This is a genomic window from Haemophilus parainfluenzae, from assembly GCF_003253005.1.
Classification (GTDB): Bacteria; Pseudomonadota; Gammaproteobacteria; order Enterobacterales; family Pasteurellaceae; genus Haemophilus_D; species Haemophilus_D parainfluenzae_M.
This window is the reverse complement of sequence record NZ_QEPZ01000002.1, coordinates 138,088-157,115: the sequence shown is the minus strand read 5'-3', so window position 1 is coordinate 157,115 and position 19,028 is coordinate 138,088. Positions and strand designations below refer to the sequence as shown.

14 protein-coding genes are annotated in these 19,028 nt (G+C 38.1%); 5 read left to right on the top strand and 9 right to left on the bottom strand.

What is annotated here, in order from left to right:
• The first annotated feature begins 21 nt into the window (after positions 1 to 21).
• Positions 22 to 1,419 carry an MATE family efflux transporter gene (locus DPV97_RS03220; RefSeq protein ID WP_070713787.1) on the top strand — a complete coding sequence of 466 codons (1,398 nt, stop codon included), beginning with the start codon at positions 22 to 24 and terminating at the stop codon, positions 1,417 to 1,419.
• Between the two features lie 102 nt (positions 1,420 to 1,521).
• Here the strand turns inward: DPV97_RS03220 and DPV97_RS03215 are convergent, their stop codons facing one another.
• Together DPV97_RS03215 and rng are read right to left on the bottom strand one after the other, a co-directional pair.
• On the bottom strand, positions 1,522 to 2,415 hold the full coding sequence (locus tag DPV97_RS03215) for a hypothetical protein (RefSeq protein ID WP_049362741.1): 894 nt from the start codon (positions 2,413 to 2,415) through the stop codon (positions 1,522 to 1,524).
• 114 nt (positions 2,416 to 2,529) lie between these two features.
• Positions 2,530 to 4,005, bottom strand: a complete 1,476-nt coding sequence (rng, locus tag DPV97_RS03210; RefSeq protein ID WP_070713784.1) for a ribonuclease G — start codon at positions 4,003 to 4,005, stop codon at positions 2,530 to 2,532.
• 115 nt (positions 4,006 to 4,120) lie between these two features.
• Between rng and putP the strand changes: the two genes are divergently transcribed.
• Both putP and cmoB read left to right on the top strand, forming a co-directional pair.
• Positions 4,121 to 5,635 carry a sodium/proline symporter PutP gene (gene putP, locus DPV97_RS03205; protein ID WP_070713780.1) on the top strand — a complete coding sequence of 505 codons (1,515 nt, stop codon included), beginning with the start codon at positions 4,121 to 4,123 and terminating at the stop codon, positions 5,633 to 5,635.
• Positions 5,635 to 6,600: a tRNA 5-methoxyuridine(34)/uridine 5-oxyacetic acid(34) synthase CmoB gene (gene cmoB / locus DPV97_RS03200; protein ID WP_070713777.1), complete on the top strand. Its 966-nt coding sequence runs from the start codon at positions 5,635 to 5,637 to the stop codon at positions 6,598 to 6,600. Before putP ends, cmoB begins: the two co-directional genes overlap by 1 nt.
• A 58-nt stretch (positions 6,601 to 6,658) precedes the next feature.
• Here cmoB and rlmM read toward each other — a convergent pair whose 3' ends face one another.
• The gene (gene rlmM / locus DPV97_RS03195; RefSeq protein ID WP_070713775.1) at positions 6,659 to 7,747 is read right to left on the bottom strand and encodes a 23S rRNA (cytidine(2498)-2'-O)-methyltransferase RlmM; all 1,089 of its coding nucleotides are present in this window, start codon (positions 7,745 to 7,747) and stop codon (positions 6,659 to 6,661) included.
• Entirely contained in the window at positions 7,740 to 8,633 is an 894-nt protein-coding gene (locus tag DPV97_RS03190) for a transcriptional regulator GcvA (RefSeq protein WP_070713770.1), read from the bottom strand. The genes rlmM and DPV97_RS03190 overlap by 8 nt, the downstream gene beginning before the upstream one ends.
• A gap of 482 nt (positions 8,634 to 9,115) precedes the next feature.
• Between DPV97_RS03190 and DPV97_RS03185 the strand changes: the two genes are divergently transcribed.
• Positions 9,116 to 10,147, top strand: a complete 1,032-nt coding sequence (locus DPV97_RS03185; RefSeq protein ID WP_049362750.1) for a branched-chain amino acid aminotransferase — start codon at positions 9,116 to 9,118, stop codon at positions 10,145 to 10,147.
• Positions 10,148 to 10,216: 69 nt separating this feature from the next.
• On the opposite strand, the gene DPV97_RS03180 is transcribed toward DPV97_RS03185, so the two are convergent.
• From DPV97_RS03180 to DPV97_RS03165, 4 genes are all read right to left on the bottom strand, one after another.
• Positions 10,217 to 13,666: an acyl-[ACP]--phospholipid O-acyltransferase gene (locus tag DPV97_RS03180; protein WP_070713769.1), complete on the bottom strand. Its 3,450-nt coding sequence runs from the start codon at positions 13,664 to 13,666 to the stop codon at positions 10,217 to 10,219.
• Positions 13,663 to 14,304: a MerR family transcriptional regulator gene (locus DPV97_RS03175; protein WP_070713766.1), complete on the bottom strand. Its 642-nt coding sequence runs from the start codon at positions 14,302 to 14,304 to the stop codon at positions 13,663 to 13,665. Before DPV97_RS03175 ends, DPV97_RS03180 begins: the two co-directional genes overlap by 4 nt.
• A 136-nt stretch (positions 14,305 to 14,440) precedes the next feature.
• On the bottom strand, positions 14,441 to 16,003 hold the full coding sequence (locus DPV97_RS03170) for a peptide ABC transporter substrate-binding protein (protein ID WP_070713762.1): 1,563 nt from the start codon (positions 16,001 to 16,003) through the stop codon (positions 14,441 to 14,443).
• Positions 15,996 to 16,472: a YbaN family protein gene (locus DPV97_RS03165; RefSeq protein ID WP_083313289.1), complete on the bottom strand. Its 477-nt coding sequence runs from the start codon at positions 16,470 to 16,472 to the stop codon at positions 15,996 to 15,998. The genes DPV97_RS03170 and DPV97_RS03165 overlap by 8 nt, the downstream gene beginning before the upstream one ends.
• A 116-nt stretch (positions 16,473 to 16,588) precedes the next feature.
• Here DPV97_RS03165 and prlC point away from each other — a divergent pair, with 116 nt between their 5' ends.
• Entirely contained in the window at positions 16,589 to 18,628 is a 2,040-nt protein-coding gene (prlC, locus tag DPV97_RS03160; RefSeq protein WP_111382878.1) for an oligopeptidase A, read from the top strand.
• Between the two features lie 113 nt (positions 18,629 to 18,741).
• Here the strand turns inward: prlC and rpsO are convergent, their stop codons facing one another.
• The gene (rpsO, locus tag DPV97_RS03155; protein ID WP_005628925.1) at positions 18,742 to 19,011 is read right to left on the bottom strand and encodes a 30S ribosomal protein S15; all 270 of its coding nucleotides are present in this window, start codon (positions 19,009 to 19,011) and stop codon (positions 18,742 to 18,744) included.
• Between the last annotated feature and the right edge of the window lie 17 nt (positions 19,012 to 19,028).

Below are 19,028 nucleotides of genomic sequence, written 5' to 3'. Positions count from 1 at the left end.
TCCAATATTATAGCAAATTTTATGAATTCTCGTCTTTTTTCTCAATACCGCATTGATATTCAAAAACTTATCCGAATTGCGACACCTATCGGGCTTGCCCAGTTAGCTCAAACTGGCATGGGCACCGTGGATGTGATTATGGCGGGGCGTGTAAGCTCGGCTGATGTTGGCGGTGTCGGTATTGGTGCCTCTATTTGGCTACCTTTAGTGCTTTTCGGACAAGGATTATTACTCGCCTTGCCACCAACAATTTCCTATTTAAATGGTTCAGGGCAGCGCCATCGTATTGCACACCAAGTGAGACAAGGCCTTTGGATTTCATTTTTAGTGATGATTCCCCTTGCTTTCATCATCTATCATAATGATTTCATATTACAGTTTATGAATATGGATGCCCACATGGCAGATGTGACGATGAATTATTTGCGTGCGATGGTGTGGGGCTTACCTGCCTATTTATTGCTGATTAATTTCCGCTGTTTGAATGATGGCATTGCCAAAACAAAACCCGCTATGGTAATTACCTTCATGGGGTTAATGCTGAACATTCCACTGAATTATATGTTTATTTACGGCAAATTTGGTGCACCTGCACTGGGCGGTGTCGGTTGTGGTGTGGCAACGGCTATTGTCAACTGGGCGATGGCAATTTTGATGATTACCTATTCGACCAAAAACTATAATGAACGTAGTTTAAAAGTCTTTGAAAAGATTATTGAAAAGCCTGACATCAAAACACTGAAAAAATTGACCGCACTTGGTTTACCTATTGCCATTGCGCTGTGCAGTGAAGTGTCACTATTTGCCTTGAGTAGTTTATTACTTTCCCCATTAGGTGCGGATGTGGTCGCTAGCCACCAAATTGCCTTAAACACCAGTGCCGTAGCCTTTATGTTCCCCATGTCTATTGCCATGGCTGCAACTATTTTAGTGGCGCAAGAGCTCGGTAATCACGCACCACAAAAAGCCAAAATCATGGCTTACGCCGCTATTATTCTTGGTTTGATGGCGGCAAGTGTATTGGCGTTGGTGATTTGGGTATTTAGTGCAGAAATAGCCGCATTAATTGTGGGTGATAATACCACAGTTATTGCCCTTTCAGGCAGCTTATTAGCGATGGCGGCGATTTATCAATTTTCAGATTCAGTGCAAGTCGTCGTGAGCGGTATTTTACGTGGCTATAAAGACACTAAAATTATCCTTTATATCACGTTACTTGCTTATTGGGGCGTGGGTATCCCTGTTGGTTATATTCTTTCCCGAACGGATTGGATTGTTCCAAGCATCGGTGCAAAAGGTTTCTGGGTTGCGTTTATCATTGCATTAACTATTGCTGCCGCTTTACTCTTTATACGTATGCGAAAAATCCAATCACAACCTGATGAAACCATTATTCAACAGTTAGAAAGATTGAAATAGTTAAAGGAAAAACCATACAAGTTTCTTTTAGCTGTTTACAGTTGCAAAAGGGAGAAAATCTATGACAATATTAAAAGTATTATCTATCTTCCCCCTCAAAAATTATGAAATTAGTAGTGATTTTCCATATTCAAAATATGCTAGAACATTCCCGTATTCTTTATTTAGAATGTCCAAAATAGTTTTATCTAACAAAGATATAATCTTATCTCTACTAACACCGATAAGCATCTTCTCATTTTGATGTTTAATAAGTATCCCTGCAAAATGAAGGTTAATTTCTTTCTGTTTTTTGAATTCCTTTTTTTCATTATCATAACCACCTATAGAATAGGAATATTCCTTTTTATCTGCATAAAATATTGCTCCCCCACTCATTCCTTTTGGAGAATATCCTTTTTCTTTTTTTCCGTCGTAAAAATACTCTGCATTCGACAAATCGTTATAAGAAATTATATGTCTATCATTATATTCTTCAAATTTTGAAATTAAAATAAGCGACTGATTAATTGACGAACGTTCTTTTTCATGACCATCTATTGATTGTGTAGTAAGTTTACTATTATATAAATCTTTTACATTTATAGTTTTATGAATTACTTTTGGTGATTTCTTCACTGGATATCCTACAATATAAAGAAAATCAATATCAGATCCGCTCCCTAACCGCTCATCTATAACAATATATTCATGATCTGAAATAATAATTTTAACATCCATAATCAGAATGTCATATTCAGAATATCTGTATAAACCCTTAATATACTCACTGATATTTATATCACCATGTTTACTTATAAGAAAAACCCCGTTTTTTTTATAATCATAAGAATCATGAATACAGTGAGAAGCAGTGATAAAGTAAGGTCTTTCTTTATAATATACAAGAGTTAATGTTCCTGCGAAAAACAAATTACCACAGTCTTGTTTTATATAAAAAGGCAAAACATAATTTTCACAATAGCCATATTCATGATACCAATCAAGATAATCCACATAATCTCCAATTAAATATTATATTAAAAGTCTATTTTTATTGATAATTTTTTAAATAAGTTAACCTTATTTAGCTATAAAAATCGCTGTCAAATTTGACCGAACTTTTGTCTTTTACATCACCACCACATCAAACTGTTCTTGGTTGTAGTACTGCTCTGTTTTAACTTGAACCTGTTTGCTTATGAACATTTCAACCTCTGGCAATAAACCGTGCGATTCTTCTTTGATTAAATAATCCGCTACGGCTGGAGATGCATAAACCACAAATTGTTCACTTGAGAATAAGTGGTTAACGCGAATGATCTCACGCATAATTTCATAACATACCGTTTCGACGGTTTTCACGCGTCCACGACCTTGGCAAGTTGGGCATTCATCACATAAGACATGCTCTAAACTTTCGCGTGTGCGTTTACGGGTCATTTCTACTAAACCAAGTTGAGTGAAACCATTCACATTCGTTTTTACGCGATCTTTTGACAGGGCTTCTTCCAAGGATTCAATCACGCGATTGCGATGCTCATCGGTTTGCATATCAATAAAATCAATAATGATAATACCGCCTAAATTACGCAGTTGTAACTGCTGAGCAATGGCTTTAGTGGCTTCAATATTGGTGTTAAAAATTGTTTCATCTAAATTTCGATGACCAACGAATGCGCCCGTATTGATATCAATGGTCGTCATGGCTTCGGTTTGCTCAATAATGAGATAGCCGCCTGATTTTAAATTCACCCGTTTCTCAAGTGCATTTTGAATGCCTCGTTCTACACCATAAATATCAAAAATCGGCTGACTGCCCGTATAAAGCATTAATTTTTCACTTAATTCCGGCATAAATTCATCGGTAAATTCTTTCACTTCGTTAAAACAAAGTTTGGAATCAATATGAATTTTCTCTAAATTAGCACCGATAAAATCACGCAGAATACGTTGTGGTAATGCGGGCTCACCATAAATTTTAGAACGGGTTGGATATTTGCCTTTACGCTCAAGCACTTTACGCCATAAACGTTTTAAAAATTCTGCATCTTGACGCAATTCCTCTTCCGTTGCACCTTCGGTGGCCGTTCTAATAATAAAACCACCTAATTCATCACAAAAAGGCTCAACTAACGCTTTTAATCTTGCGCGTTCCTCTTCGCTTTCAATACGTTGCGACACACCAACATGGCTATTTTCTGGCATAAAGACAAGATAACGAGAAGGCAACGTAATATCGGTGGTTAATCTTGCGCCTTTGGTACCCAAAGGATCTTTTACCACTTGTACCACGATATCCTGTCCTTCTCGTACGAGTTCAGAAATGCTTTTTGCACGGAATTGCTTTTGTTCATTCACATCCACACACTCGGTATGTGAAACAATATCGGAGGCATGCAAAAATGCAGCTTTTTCTAAACCGATATCCACAAACGCAGATTGCATCCCTGGTAAAACACGGGTTACTCGCCCTTTATAGATATTCCCCACGATGCCACGTTTGGCTTGACGTTCAATATGAACTTCTTTTAAAACGCCCGTTTCCACCAACGCAACGCGGGTTTCATTGGGCGTAACATTCATTAATAATTCAACAGAATTCATTTTTTCGACCTTAGTTTTAATGATATAAGTCTATCGAAAAGGAAAATAGAATAATAGACCCAAATAAGGTAAAATATGACCTTTCTCAAATTTTCATGACTTTTTGGGGTACTTAATGTTTGGTTTAGACCCAACACTTATTACTTTTAGTATTTATATTTTCGGCATGATTTTAATCGGTGTCCTTGCCTATTATTATACAAACAACTTATCCGATTACATTTTAGGCGGCCGTAAACTCGGTAGTTTTGTGACCGCCATGTCTGCAGGCGCATCTGATATGTCAGGCTGGCTATTAATGGGCTTGCCAGGTGCGGTATATGTATCTGGCCTAGTAGAAGGTTGGATCGCCATTGGTTTAATCCTTGGAGCTTATTTTAACTGGTTGCTCGTGGCGGGTCGCTTACGAATTTATACCGAATTTAACAACAATGCGCTCACATTACCAGAATATTTCCACCATCGCTTTGGTACAAATCATCATCTCTTAAAAATTGTGTCTGCATCAATCATCTTAGTATTCTTCACGATTTACTGTGCTTCAGGTGTGGTTGCGGGTGCTAAATTATTCCAAAACCTATTCTCAGTCGACTACTCCACCGCCATTTGGTACGGCGCATTAGCGACGATTATTTATACCTTTATCGGTGGATTTTTAGCGGTAAGTTGGACTGATACCATTCAAGCTACTTTGATGATTTTTGCCTTAATTTTAACGCCACTCTTCATCTTTTTAAGTTTGGGCGATACATCACAATTTACGGAAGTACTCCATCAAGCTGAAATTGCTGCAAGTAAAGACTTTACCGATTTATTTAGTTCTACCACGCCATTAGGTTTATTAAGTTTAGCGGCTTGGGGCTTAGGTTATTTTGGTCAACCGCATATCCTTGCGCGTTTTATGGCGGCTTATTCAGTAAAATCATTAATCAAAGCACGCCGTATTAGTATGACGTGGATGGTGATTTGCTTAGCAGGTGCTATCGGTATCGGTTTCTTCGGTATCCCTTATTTCTTTGCGAATCCTGATGTTGCGGGCGTAGTAAATAATGAACCAGAACAAGTGTTTATTGAACTGGCTAAATTGCTCTTTAATCCATGGATTGCCGGTATTCTGCTTTCTGCAATTTTGGCAGCGGTAATGAGCACACTTTCCGCACAATTATTAATTTCTTCAAGCTCTATTACTGAAGATTTTTATAAAGGGTTTATTCGCCCAAAAGCCGCTGAAAAAGAATTAGTTTGGTTAGGTCGTGCAATGGTTTTAGTTATTGCCGCTATCGCCATTTGGATTGCGCAAGATGAAAACAGCAAAGTACTAAAACTCGTTGAATTTGCCTGGGCAGGATTTGGTTCAGCATTTGGTCCTGTGGTGCTTTTCTCCTTATTTTGGAAACGTATGACTTCTTCTGCAGCTTTAATTGGAATGATTGTGGGGGCTACCGTCGTATTTTCTTGGAAATATGTGATTCCTAAAACCAGTGAGTGGTTTAACGTCTATGAAATGATCCCAGGTTTTACGCTTGCTAGCCTTGCAATTATTGTGGTTTCTCTCCTTTCTGCCGAACCAGAAAATGAAGTTAAAGAAACCTTTGAGAAAGCCGAAAAAGCCTATAAGGAAGCAAAATAATGATTGATTTTCGTCCTTTTTATCAGCAAATTGCCACCACCAATTTATCTGCTTGGCTAGAAACGTTGCCTTTGCAGTTAAAAGAATGGGAAAAACAAACCCATAGTGATTATGCCAAATGGTCAAAAATCGTAGATTTTCTCCCTGATTTGCAGGCAGATACTATTGATTTAAAAAATGCCGTGAAATCAGACCGCACTTCCCCACTTTCGGAAGGCGAAAAACAACGTATTATCCATCATTTGAAGCAATTGATGCCGTGGCGAAAAGGACCTTATCATTTATTTGATATTCACGTGGATTGCGAATGGCGTTCTGATTTCAAATGGGATCGTGTTTTGCCTCATCTTGCACCATTAAAAGATCGCACCATTTTAGATGTGGGTTGCGGTAGTGGCTACCATATGTGGCGCATGGTTGGTGAAGGTGCAAAAATGGTGGTGGGTATTGATCCAACCGAACTTTTCCTTTGCCAATTTGAGGCCGTTCGAAAATTATTAAATAATGATCGACGAGCTAACTTAATCCCATTAGGCATTGAAGAAATGCAACCACTTGCGGCATTTGATACGGTATTCTCAATGGGTGTGCTCTATCATCGTAAATCGCCGCTTGATCATCTCACTCAACTAAAAAATCAATTAGTAAAAGGTGGCGAGCTCGTCTTAGAAACCTTAATAGTTGATGGCGATGTCAATACGGTATTAGTACCTTCAGATCGCTATGCAAAAATGAAGAACGTATATTTTATTCCTTCTGCTGCTGCACTCATTAATTGGTTGGAAAAAGTCGGCTTTACTAATGTGCGTTGTGTGGATGTCGCCACCACAACATTAGAAGAACAGCGTAAAACGGATTGGTTAGAAAATGAAAGTTTGATTGATTTCTTAGATCTAAATGATCACAGCAAAACTATTGAAGGCTATCAAGCCCCAACTCGCGCAGTGATTTTAGCCAATAAATAATTGCTTAAATAAAAGAACGATCAAAAAATTCAATGTTTTTTGACCGCTCTTTGCTTTTCTATTTTAATGCAATATGCACCGTAATCTCTTCGCGATCGTGATACAAATGCTTAGCCTGAATATCAAATTCCAGTTCTTTTTCTGCCAACATCACTGCAAGATTTTCTAAGCACAACATCACTTCTTGATAGCGTTTTTTCATTGGCAATTTTAAATTGAAAATGGTTTCTCGGCACCAGCCGTTAATCAACCATTTTCCCATTAAATTCGCAATTCGACTTGGTTGCTCCACCATGTCACACACAAGCCAATCAATATGCTTGCGTTTTGGTGGTTGGAATTTAAATCCGTCTTCTGGGCAATGTTCTATTCTACCGGTATCATGCAAACTGGCAGCCATTTTACCGTGATCGACCGCATACACAAATAAACCACGCTTCACTAATTGATAAGTCCAGCCGCCAGGGCAAGCTCCGAGATCAACGCCAACCATATTTTCATTTAAGCGTTTACTTTCTTCATTTCGAGGAATAAAGGTTAAAATCGCTTCTTCCAATTTTAAAGTTGAACGACTTGGCGCATCCGCTGGGAATTTCAAACGTGGTATCCCCATAAAATGAGTAGAGTTATTGCCAAGATAAGAATACCCTACATAGCAGCAATTCGGCTGAATAAAAAAACAATGTAAAATCTGACCGCGCTTTGCATTCGGCTTACCTTGTAACCAACCTTGTTTTTTCAACGCTTGGCGTAACGGAACGGTAAATTTTCGGCAAAATGTCGAAAGCTCTTTGGCTTCATTCGTATCTGCTGTTTCGACAAATAACTCTACCGCTTGCTTAAGATTAATGTCTTCTGCTATGCTTTTATATTGAGCCATAATTGGCGAGATACGATCTTGAGGCTCGAGATTTTCTAAGAGATCTGACACAACGATCATTTGACGCGCAAAAATCAAACGATTAAAAGGGATTTCTCGCGCTAAACGATCTGCATCACCCGGTTGATAACATTCAAAAATGACATAGCCGCTGTTTTCTACTACGCGAGCAAAACCAAATATGCCATGCTCAGAGGCTTGGTCAGTAATTTCTGCGGCGACTTCTTTTTCAAAGCCAATTCGACAATATAAGGCTAATTTATTCATGTTTTCCTAATTTAATTGAATCTTTAATCCATTTTCTAAAGGCTTGAATTTGTTCATCATCTAAACGATCTAAATGATTGACCACATAGAATGATTTTGGATCCCGCAATTCGGTTGGTAACACAATTTGCAAATGACCGTTTTCAATTTCTTGCTGAGCCAAAATACGATTAGCTAACGCAATACCCTGCCCATGAACAGCTGCTTGCAATACCATAAAGGTGTGGCTAAATAACGGACCTTGCTGAATATTCAAATCATCTAATTTGAGATAATCCGCCATCGCTTGCCAGTTATCTCGGGTATGCGTGTGAATCAGCGTATGCTTTTTCAAATCATTAGGACAACTTACTGGTATTTTCTCAAGCAATGAAGGCGCGGCTAAAATCACGAGGTTTTCTTCGCCTAAACGATCGACCTGTAAATTTTCCCAATCACCTTTTCCATAATAAATGGCAATATCAATTTCTTTATTCAATAAACCTTCATCTTGATCGACGCCCTTCAAGCGTACCTCAATTTCAGGGTGTTGCTTATTAAAATCACTCAAATGTGGCACAAGCCATTGAATACCAAAGGTTTGTGGTACACTAATTGCCAAATGTGGCTCTGCTTTAAGTGTTAATAAACGTTCGGTTGCTTCATTTAATTTTCGTAATATTCTATTGATATCAACAAAGTAGGCTTTCCCAAATTCCGTCAATTCGAGTGAACGATTTTTACGAATAAAAAGCTCAACACCTAAAAAATCTTCTAATAATTTAATTTGATGGCTCACTGCGGCTTGTGTCACAAAAAGTTCATCTGCCGCTTTTGTGAAGCTTAAATGTCGTGCAGCAGACTCGAAAGACTTCAATGAATTCAAGGGAGGCAAACGTTTATACATAATTCTTCCCAACAGCTAAATTTTAGTTTATAATAATGAAGATTCAATTCGGATTAGTTTTTTTTATGCGTCAAATAAAAAAACATCATTTGTCCTTCCATCACCTTCTACCTACAATACACCCATACTTAATGATTGGTAATTCCTTACAAGTTAATGAGTTTCAGACTTAAGTATGATGTTGTGTTTGCATATAGTTCGGTTCTCCGAACTGGAGTAACAATTAAGTTACTCATTTACTTCCTGTATATATTAAACCATTCTGGTTAGGCGCTGCTCGTTTCGAGCGGCGTTTTTTTATTCCTGGCATTCTAACATAAGCAAAATTTTATTTCCTGATCAACTTCACAAATTTGAAAATCCAATAAAAATTTTGAGAAATCACAATATTTTTGTGTTTAAAGGTTTTCATAGTTATCGTAATGGTGTAGATTAACTGCATTTCCATTCATAAAATTATTTATACAAATTAAGGAAGCAAAATGAAAGACTTAGACTGGAACAATCTTGGATTTAGTTATATCAAAACAGATTACCGATTCATCGCACATTGGAAAGATGGTAAATGGGATGAAGGTAAACTGACCACTGATAATATGCTACATATCCATGAAGGCTCAACTGCAATTCACTACGGCCAACAATGCTTTGAAGGCTTAAAAGCCTATCGTTGTAAAGACGGTTCAATCAATCTATTCCGTCCAGATCAAAATGCAAAACGCATGCAACACACGTCTGATCGCTTATTAATGCCACAAGTGCCAACAGAATTATTTATCCGTGCTTGTAAAGAAGTGGTGAAAGCAAACCAAGAATGGTTAGGTCCTTACGGATCTGGCGCAACATTATATTTACGTCCATTTCTCTTTGGGACCGGCGCAAATATCGGTGTAAAAACCGCACCTGAATTTATTTTCTCTGTATTCTGCTGCCCTGTTGGCGCTTATTTCAAAGGTGGTTTAGCACCATCTAACTTCATTACGACTGATTACGACCGCGCTGCACCTATGGGTACTGGTGGTGTAAAAGTAGGTGGTAACTATGCAGCAAGTTTGCTTCCACATGAACTAGCCGCAGAAGAAGGTACGCCAGAACGTAAATTCGCTGATGCGATCTATCTCGATCCAAAAACACATACTAAAATTGAAGAAGTGGGTGCGGCAAACTTCTTTGGTATCACCAAAGATAATAAATTTATCACACCAGCATCTGAATCTATTTTACCAAGTATAACTAAATACTCATTACTTCACATTGCAAAAGAACGTTTAGGTATGGAAGCCATTGAAGGTGACGTGTATATCGATCAACTTGATCAATTTGCTGAAGCAGGAGCTTGTGGTACTGCCGCAGTGATTACGCCAGTAGGCGGTATTCAACACAAAGGCAAATTCCACGTGTTCTATTCAGAAACTGAAGTAGGTCCTGTTACACGTAAGCTTTACAACGAGTTAACCGGTATCCAATTCGGTGATGTGGAAGCACCTGAAGGCTGGATTGTAAAAGTAGAATAATTTATTTATCTATCAATAAAAAGAGCGGTCAAATCAAATTGACCGCTCTTTTATTTATTACGATTTTCTTTACTTAACCAAATTCATGGCTAAATTCTTCGCACCTTTGAAATCCACTTTACCACTTCCTAGCATCGGAATTTCATCCACTAAGAAGACTTGGCTTGGGAGCATAATCGGCGGTACATTTAATCCTTTAATACGTTCATTAATCTCATCTAAAGAAAGTGCAGATTTGATTAAAAGTACAATGCTCTCGCCTTTTTTATCATCGCTCAAGGCAACGGCAACAAATTGATTTTCCTCATCAAATACTTGTGAAAGTTTCTCTTCCACGCTGCCAAGGCTAATCATTTCACCGCCGACCTTAGCAAATCGAGAATAACGATCCACAATGGTAATAAAGCTGTTATGATCGATATGGCCTTTATCACCAGTTTTGTAATAACGTACACCGTCAATTTCAACAATCACTTCTGCTGTTTTTTCTGGTGCATTCAAATAACCTTTCATGACTTGTCCACCACCAATCAAGATCAAACCGTCTTCGCCGACTGGTAATTCTTGCAAGCTTTCCGGATCCACAATTTTAATAATGGTGCCTGGTAATGGCATGCCGACTGTACCAGCTTGATTGAAGGTAAATTCTTGTAAGGTTTCCGGATCAAGTAAATTAGGCATATTTACACTAGCTACCGGTGCTGTTTCAGTTGCGCCATAGCCTTCGTAAATGTCCAAGCCAAATTTAAGTTTGAAGGCTTCTTTTACATCGGCTTTCAATTTTTCGGCACCCGCAATAACCATACGCACGTTTTGTAGCATTAACGGATGGAATTTCTTATTGCGTACATACAATCTAAAGAAAGTTGAAGTACCGAATAAAATACTCACCCGATGTCGAGCACACATTTTTCCTACTGTCGCCCCATCTGTCGGATCCGCTACACTTACCATTTTAATGCCTTCACACAATGGCAATAAAGTTGTTACTGTTAAGCCGAATGAGTGGAAAATGGGTAAGGAATTCAAAATCACATCATCTTTGTGGAAGTTTAATAATTCACCGATCTGTTTAATGTTTGTCAGTAAGTTTTTATGGCTTAACTCAATGCCTTTTGGATCACCTTCACTGCCACTACTAAATAAAATGGTTGCATTATCTTCCAAGCTTACATCTGCAAAGTAACGTAATTTAATCCACCATTGTGGCGCCAAAAATGCTGTTAAAAATGACCGCACTTTATCAACCTTGGTGATCGATTTCCCTAAATTTTCCATAAAGAGGGCTTTATCAGCCATCACTTGGCTAAAGTCAAAACCTTTTGCGTTCAACTTATCCAAGAATTTTTCAGAGGTAATGACTTGCGAAATATTGGCTTTTTTCAACGCTTTTTCCATCACTTCTGGGCTTAGCGTGTAGTTTAAATTTACCGGTACTTTGCCCATCACCATTAGGGTCATATTAATAATTGCCCCGATTGATGAACTTGGTAATAACACACCGATATTTTTTTCATTCCCTAAAGCAGCTTTCAAGGTTTTCACAAACATTAGTACTGCAGCAATAAATTTCAGGTTATTCAATTTAGTGCCTTGTGCATCCACGGTCGCTTCTTTGAATAAATTCGATTTTGCTGAATTCAACCAATGATGCATCAGCGGTTTACGTTTACTCATAACTTTTTCCCATACGGAGAAAGAAAGTTCGAGTACTTTTTGCTTCATCGCTGTCGCATCAATAAAGCCATGAATTGGTTTACCAAATGCCACTAAAATTTCACGTTTTCCTTGACGTTTAGTTAAATTCTTATAGAAAGAATCCGCACGGGAGAAGCTGCTGCCCCATAATCCACGTAAATAGAAAGGAACAGTCGTCACATTCTCTAAATCTTTTAATACGTGCTCAAAGCCTTTTTGGAACTCATTGATTTGACCGTTATAGCTGATATGACCTTCAGGGAATAAAGCCACTACTTCACCACGCGCTAAATATTCACGAATGGTTTCAATAGATTCACGGCTTGAACCGCCACCAATTGGGATCACTTTGAAAATACGGAAGAACCAAGTGAGATACCATTTGTTGTAAATTGGACGATACATCACAAATTTAATCGCACGCGGGCTAGCCGCTTGTAATACTAACCAGTCAATCCAGCTAATATGGTTACCTAATAACAACACGCCACCACTTTGTGGAAGATTTTTTAACCCATCCACATGAAAGCGGTAATTCGCTTTTAATGCAAAGAGCAAGAATAAACGCGTAAATAAATGAGGCACTTTCGACATGGTATATAAACTTGCAGCAAAACATGTAGCAGAAGTCACTAAGAATAAACCTTGAGTCGAAATATTAAGTTGTACAAAAACAATGCTTAATAGCAAAAAGACCACCATGAACACGTTTTGTACAAAGTTGTTACCTGCCATGATTTTGCCACTGATTTTCTCTGGTGCGAAATACTGAATAGTCGCATTTAGTGGCACGATTAATAAACCGCCAGAGAAACCAAAGATAAAAGAACAAAGTGCTAATACCACTCCACTTTGTGCGAGAGTTAAGAAGAATAATGATACACAAATACCCAATGCACCAAGCGGAACAATACCTAACTCAATATGTAAACGAGAAGCACGTCCAGCAAGATATGAACCAAGCGCAAGCCCTATGCCGCTCACCGCAAGAATCGCTTGAATGACAACAGCATTATCTTCATTGAACATTGCTTTATAATGCGCAGGGAATGCCGCCACAATAATTTGTGACACGCCCCAAAACAGGCTTAATCCAATAACACTCAACCAAATATTTTGATCTGCTTTTAATGTGCGAACGTTATCTTTTAAATACCCTAAAGAAAGGTATTTTCTCATATCAAACTGGCCATCCGTATTTTCAGCTTCTTGATTAAAGAATGGGATTTTAAACGCAAAATAGGCTTCTAGTGCACTCAGTAATACTAATGCTACACCTATCACCCAAACACTTTGTAATACTTCATTCGGATCATCTGATGCCACATAATGCGCTTCAAAGAAGAAAGAAAAAGCAAAAGAACTAAATAGAATGGCCACAATAGTAAGCGCTTGAATAACACCATTTGCCATACCAATATTTTCAGTGCCCACAATTGATTTAATAATGCTATATTTGGCTGGAGAATAGACCGCACTTTGCGCTGCCAAAATCAATGTCAGTACAAAGGAAATAGCAAACATACCCGTCATATAACTCAATAAAATCCCAGCACTGATCACCACAGCCGCTAAACTGCTATAACGAATCACATTGGTGCGAGAAAATTTATCGTTAATAAATGCCGAAGGCGAAAATAAGAAAATAAACGGCAATAAAATCATCGCATTAATTAATGCCGTTAAAACAACCAAACTCTCACCTGAAAAACTTTTCAGTAATACATTTTGAATGGTAATTTTATGCGCCAAATCCACACTGGCATTAATAAAGGCAATGGCCAAATAAGGTACAAAGCCAGTATATTTTAAGAGTTTCATTTCGCACTCTCCGCTTGATAAAGATTAAAGGTTTTCATATTCAAGAGATAAGGTTTTAACACCAACAATAAATCAAATAAATGTTTTAATTTTTCATCTTTTTGTTCGCTATTAGCTAATGCCGCTAAAGTCACATTCACCTCTTTTTCTGCTAACATGTTTGCTGCAGCTAAATAAGCTTTCACTACCTCCATTTCGGCTTCATCACAACGAGCCAAGATCGCCAAAATATCACGTTCTTTTGCTGTAAAAATGCCGTCACGAGGATTCAATAAGCCTTCCGCTACCATGTCTTCGATTTGTTTAGCAGAAAGATGAAATTCTTCACATAATTGCTCAATAGTGAACACTTCATTTTCAGCGCCCATGATGATATCCAATAATCCAATAAGGCTTTCATAAGGATTATTCCAATCAAAATGAGGATGAGCAAAAAGTGCTTTAATTTGTGAAATCGTCGCATTGAAATTGCTTTGTAGATATTTAATAAAACTAAGCAACTCTACACAATATTCATCATAGAGATGAAAATTCGGTTTATCTTTTAGTGGTTCTGGCAACAAACCTTCTTTCACATAGTACAGCACCGTGGATTTTGGTGTCTGACTAAGCTTAACCAAATCATTCATTTTTAACATAAAGATTTCCCTCTAGGTTGATTTGTTGTGTATTGTATCGTATAAAAATAAAAAGTAAATAGTGTTACTCTACGCTTTTATTAAATTTAATAAAAAAAGTTGTTCACCACATCATGAACAACTTTCTTAATCAGCTTTAGCTTTCAACTTTTCGCCATAGATCCTTACTGTAAATGACGCCCACCGGATTTTTCTTCGCCCCCATAATAGTTGGAGAAAGATAAACTGGCGTGGTGTATTGGAAAATCGGTAAAGCAAGGTTTTCCTGTTGGATCTTCTCACTTAATTTTAAGTAAATTTCTGACCGCTCTTTTTCATTTAAACTTTTCAATGCTTGCTCAAAAAGTTGGTCATATTCCGCATTGGCATAGCCATTTTTATTATCAGGACTTTTAGAATAGAACAAACTCAAGAATGCCATTGGATGATTAAAGTCCGCACACCAACCAGAACGAATGACTTGGAAATCACCTTTTTGACGTTTAGCTTGTAACGTTTGCCAACTGACTGGTTGTGCATCCACACGCAACATATCTGATTGCGTTAATTGCCCGACTAAACGTTGTGCGATATTTACATGCAATGGCGTCTCATCATAAAGCACATTTAAGTGTAGCGGATGTCTTTCATTAATTTTATTTTGAGCCAATAGCTGCTCGGCAACAACGGGCTCCCATCTTGAATCTTGGCCATTTAACATGGCTTTCGGTAAAAAATACGAACTCGGAATTGCCGCGGGAATCTCATTATTCACGATATTGGTGACAGAGACCAACGAAGCAATCGCCTTGCGCACATCGGCCTTAGCAACTTTAGGATCGTTGAGATTAAATTCATAAAAATAACTGCAAAGCTGTGGGAAATGTTGAAGGTCAGCGTGCACTTCTGGTACATCAACCACCACATCAAAGTCAGATAATTTAGTGGCGATAAAAGGCAAATATTCTACACGCTCAAAAGCCACATTATTTTTCTGCCAATAATAGGGATTTTTAGTTAAGTGTATGCTTTTCACGCTTTCGCTTTCGATCATATAAGCCCCGTTTGTCACCGGGGAATCAGGATCGCGATATTGAGGCACAAGACTGATATGCGCCAACATTTCCGGTAAATAAGGCGTTGCTTTATCGAGCTCAATGCGTAAAGTGCGGTCATTTTCCGCATAAATTCCTAAGCTCCTGAAAGGTTTATTTTTCTCTAAAACGCCTTTCGCATTTTTTAAATTGAGATAAGCTAAATAAGATCTTAAAGGACTATTTGATTGAGACAGTGCTTGCCAAGAAAGCATGACATCTTGGGCAACTAAAGGATCGCCATTTGACCAACGAAGCCCTTCACGCAAGGTAAAGATCCAGGTTTTGTTGTCTTTTGTTTGCCAACTTTCTGCGATACCCGGCACTATTCTCCCTTCCGGATCATAAGCGGTTAAACCTTCATACAAATCACGTAATAAGCCCTCTTGTTCTGGATAACGAACAAACCAAGGCTCAAAAGAAGGAGGATGAGTAAACGCCCGAGTCAGTAAAGTACGGTTCAGTTTTGAAGTATTCTCTTGTTTGATAGACTGGCTTTGTGTTGGTTGCTCATCCGTTTCTGTGTTTATCGATTTCTGGCTGTTTAATTTATCACAACCACTCAATCCAAAAACGATACCGAAAATGACCGCACTTTTAAGCCAATTAAGGAAAGAATTATCCATTTTTAACGTCTTCTGTTTTAATCCAAAAGAAAAAGAACCAATATTTTACCGCAATTAAAATGGCAATAATCGTTCGACCCATTACACTTGGGGTAAAGTAAAAGCCAATTAAAAGCATCGTAGTTGAAAAGGTTAGAATAGAAATTTTTGCTTTTTTCGTCAATGCACGACGTTCATTAAAGGATTTCAGGTGCTTTTGATAAAGCTTCGTTCCTAAAAACCATTGTTCTAAACGAGAAGAACCTTTCGCAAAAGAATAAAGTGTAAGCAGTAAAAAAGGTGTTGTCGGAAGAATAGGTAAAAAAATACCAATAACACCTAATATTAAAGAAATGCATCCAAGAACAACATACACGGCCTTGGTTAAAGACGTTTTTGGGAAAAACTTAAGTGAAACAACACCTACAACGATCGCAAGAGCAATGATGCCAGAAAAAATGATAATAGAAAAAAAGGAAGTGCCGTCCATCATAAATCCTAAATAAAAGTGATACGCAATTATCACTGATTTTTTAGATTTTTCAACCTTGATATTATAGAATTTGCCGCAATTTATTAAAGAAACTATTAGCAAAAGGAATATTTATGTCTAATCCATTACTTCATATTGAAGGCTTACCTCCGTTTTCTCAAATCAAACCGGAACACATTCAACCAGCAATTGAAAAACTTATCGAAGAAAATCGTCAAGCTATAGAACAAGTGCTAAAACAACCGCACTTTACTTGGGAAAACTTTATTGAACCGCTTTCTGAAGCAGGCGAGCACTTAAGCCGTGCTTGGTCACCAATCTCCCATTTAAATTCAGTTAAAAACAGCCCTGAATTACGTGATGCGTACCAAGCTTGCTTACCACTACTCTCTGAATACAGTACTTGGGTAGGCCAACACGAAGGGTTATACAATGCCTATTTAGCCTTAAAAAATAGCCCTGAATTTGCGACTTATTCAGTCGCACAAAAGAAAGCCATTGAAAACGCATTACGTGATTTTGAACTTTCAGGTATCGGTTTATCCGAAGAAAAACAAAAACGTTATGGAGAGATTGTTGCTCGCTTATCTGAATTAAGCTCACAATTTAGTAATAATGTACTCGATGCCACCATGGGCTGGGAAAAAGTCATTGAAGATGAAAGTGAATTAGCGGGTCTTCCTGAATCAGCATTACTTGCTGCAAAACAATCTGCAGAAAGTAAGGGCTTGAAAGGCTATCGCTTTACGTTAGAAATCCCAAGTTATTTGCCAATCATGACCTATTGTGAAAATGCAGCATTACGCGAAGAAATGTATCGTGCTTATGCGACTCGCGCTTCTGATCAAGGTCCAAACGCAGGTAAATGGGATAATACGGCGATTATTGAAGAAATCATGACGTTACGCGTGGAATTAGCTAAATTGCTAGGTTTCAATACCTATACTGAACGCTCACTTGCTACCAAAATGGCAGAGAATTCACAACAAGTGTTAGACTTCTTAAATAACCTTGCGGATCGTTCAAAAGCACAAGGTGAGAAAGAATTAGCTGAACTCAAAGCTTATTGTGAAAAAGAATTTGGCGTCACTGAACTTGCGCCTTGGGATATCAGTTTCTATTCTGAAAAACAAAAACAACATTTATATGCGATCAATGACGAAGAACTTCGTCCTTATTTCCCTGAAGATCGCGTTATTTCGGGTTTATTTGAATTAATTAAACGTATTTTTAATATTCGTGCAGTTGAACGTTTTGGTGTAGATACTTGGCACAAAGATGTACGTTTCTTTGATTTAATTGATGAAAACGATGAAGTACGTGGCAGTTTCTATCTCGATCTTTATGCGCGTGAAAATAAACGTGGCGGCGCATGGATGGATGATTGTATCGGCAGAAAACGCAATGCCGACGGTTCAATTCAAAAACCAGTTGCCTATTTAACGTGTAACTTCAACGCGCCTATTGGTGATAAACCTGCGCTATTCACCCATGATGAAGTCACCACTCTATTCCACGAGTTTGGTCATGGTATTCACCATATGCTCACCAAAGTTGATGTGCCAGATGTTGCGGGTATCAATGGTGTACCTTGGGATGCGGTAGAACTTCCAAGTCAATTTATGGAAAACTGGTGTTGGGAAAAAGAAGCCCTTGATTTTATTTCGGGTCACTTTGAAACGCACGAACCATTGCCAGAAGAAAAATTAAATCAACTTCTCAAAGCGAAAAACTATCAAGCGGCAATGTTTGTGTTACGTCAGCTTGAATTTGGCTTGTTTGATTTTACCCTTCATCATACTTTTGAAGTGGGTAAAGCTAACCAAGTGCTTGATACCTTAAAAGCTGTGAAAGATAAAGTTGCCGTGATTAAAGGTGTTGAATGGGCAAGAGCGCCACATAGCTTTAGCCATATTTTTGCGGGCGGTTATGCGGCCGGTTATTACAGCTATTTATGGGCTGAAGTGCTATCTGCTGATGCCTTCTCTCGTTTTGAAGAAGAAGGGATTTTCAATCCAGTTACGGGTAAATCCTTCTTAGATGAAATTCTCACTCGCGGTGGCTCTGAAGAACCAATGGTATTATTCAAACGCTTCCGTGGACGTGAACCTCAACTAGACGCATTGCTTCGTCATAAAGGCATTGCAAACTAATGAACTAAAAAAGAGCGGTCAAATTTTTGACCGCTTTTTATTTTTCCAATATGCTGAAAATAAAAAAGCCCTCGGTAATCCGAAGGCTTTTATTTTTACTATCGTAATAAAAATTAGCGACGTAAACCTAAACGAGCGATAGTGCTTTGGTATAAAGCAAGATCAGTACGTTTTAAGTAGTCTAAAAGTTTACGACGACGAGAAACCATACGTAATAAACCACGACGACCATGGTGGTCTTTTTTGTGCTCAGCAAAGTGAGCTTGTAAGTGGTTGATTTGTGCAGTTAATAATGCGATTTGAACTTCAGAAGAACCAGTATCTTTCGCATCGCGACCAAATTCAGCAACGATTGCTGCTTTTTTTTCAGTACTTAGAGACATTTTTTACTCCTAAAAGG

What these genes read in the sequence shown, in the direction of transcription:
- DPV97_RS03190 (WP_070713770.1), bottom strand. Translation starts at nt 8,633, where the DNA reads ATGTATAAACGTTTGCCTCCCTTGAATTCATTGAAGTCTTTCGAGTCT.
- rlmM (WP_070713775.1), bottom strand. Translation starts at nt 7,747, where the DNA reads ATGAATAAATTAGCCTTATATTGTCGAATTGGCTTTGAAAAAGAAGTC.
- rpsO (WP_005628925.1), bottom strand. Translation starts at nt 19,011, where the DNA reads ATGTCTCTAAGTACTGAAAAAAAAGCAGCAATCGTTGCTGAATTTGGT.
- DPV97_RS03180 (WP_070713769.1), bottom strand. Translation starts at nt 13,666, where the DNA reads ATGAAACTCTTAAAATATACTGGCTTTGTACCTTATTTGGCCATTGCC.
- DPV97_RS03185 (WP_049362750.1), top strand. Translation starts at nt 9,116, where the DNA reads ATGAAAGACTTAGACTGGAACAATCTTGGATTTAGTTATATCAAAACA.
- cmoB (WP_070713777.1), top strand. Translation starts at nt 5,635, where the DNA reads ATGATTGATTTTCGTCCTTTTTATCAGCAAATTGCCACCACCAATTTA.
- DPV97_RS03175 (WP_070713766.1), bottom strand. Translation starts at nt 14,304, where the DNA reads ATGTTAAAAATGAATGATTTGGTTAAGCTTAGTCAGACACCAAAATCC.
- prlC (WP_111382878.1), top strand. Translation starts at nt 16,589, where the DNA reads ATGTCTAATCCATTACTTCATATTGAAGGCTTACCTCCGTTTTCTCAA.
- rng (WP_070713784.1), bottom strand. Translation starts at nt 4,005, where the DNA reads ATGAATTCTGTTGAATTATTAATGAATGTTACGCCCAATGAAACCCGC.
- DPV97_RS03165 (WP_083313289.1), bottom strand. Translation starts at nt 16,472, where the DNA reads ATGGACGGCACTTCCTTTTTTTCTATTATCATTTTTTCTGGCATCATT.
- DPV97_RS03220 (WP_070713787.1), top strand. Translation starts at nt 22, where the DNA reads ATGAATTCTCGTCTTTTTTCTCAATACCGCATTGATATTCAAAAACTT.
- putP (WP_070713780.1), top strand. Translation starts at nt 4,121, where the DNA reads ATGTTTGGTTTAGACCCAACACTTATTACTTTTAGTATTTATATTTTC.
- DPV97_RS03170 (WP_070713762.1), bottom strand. Translation starts at nt 16,003, where the DNA reads ATGGATAATTCTTTCCTTAATTGGCTTAAAAGTGCGGTCATTTTCGGT.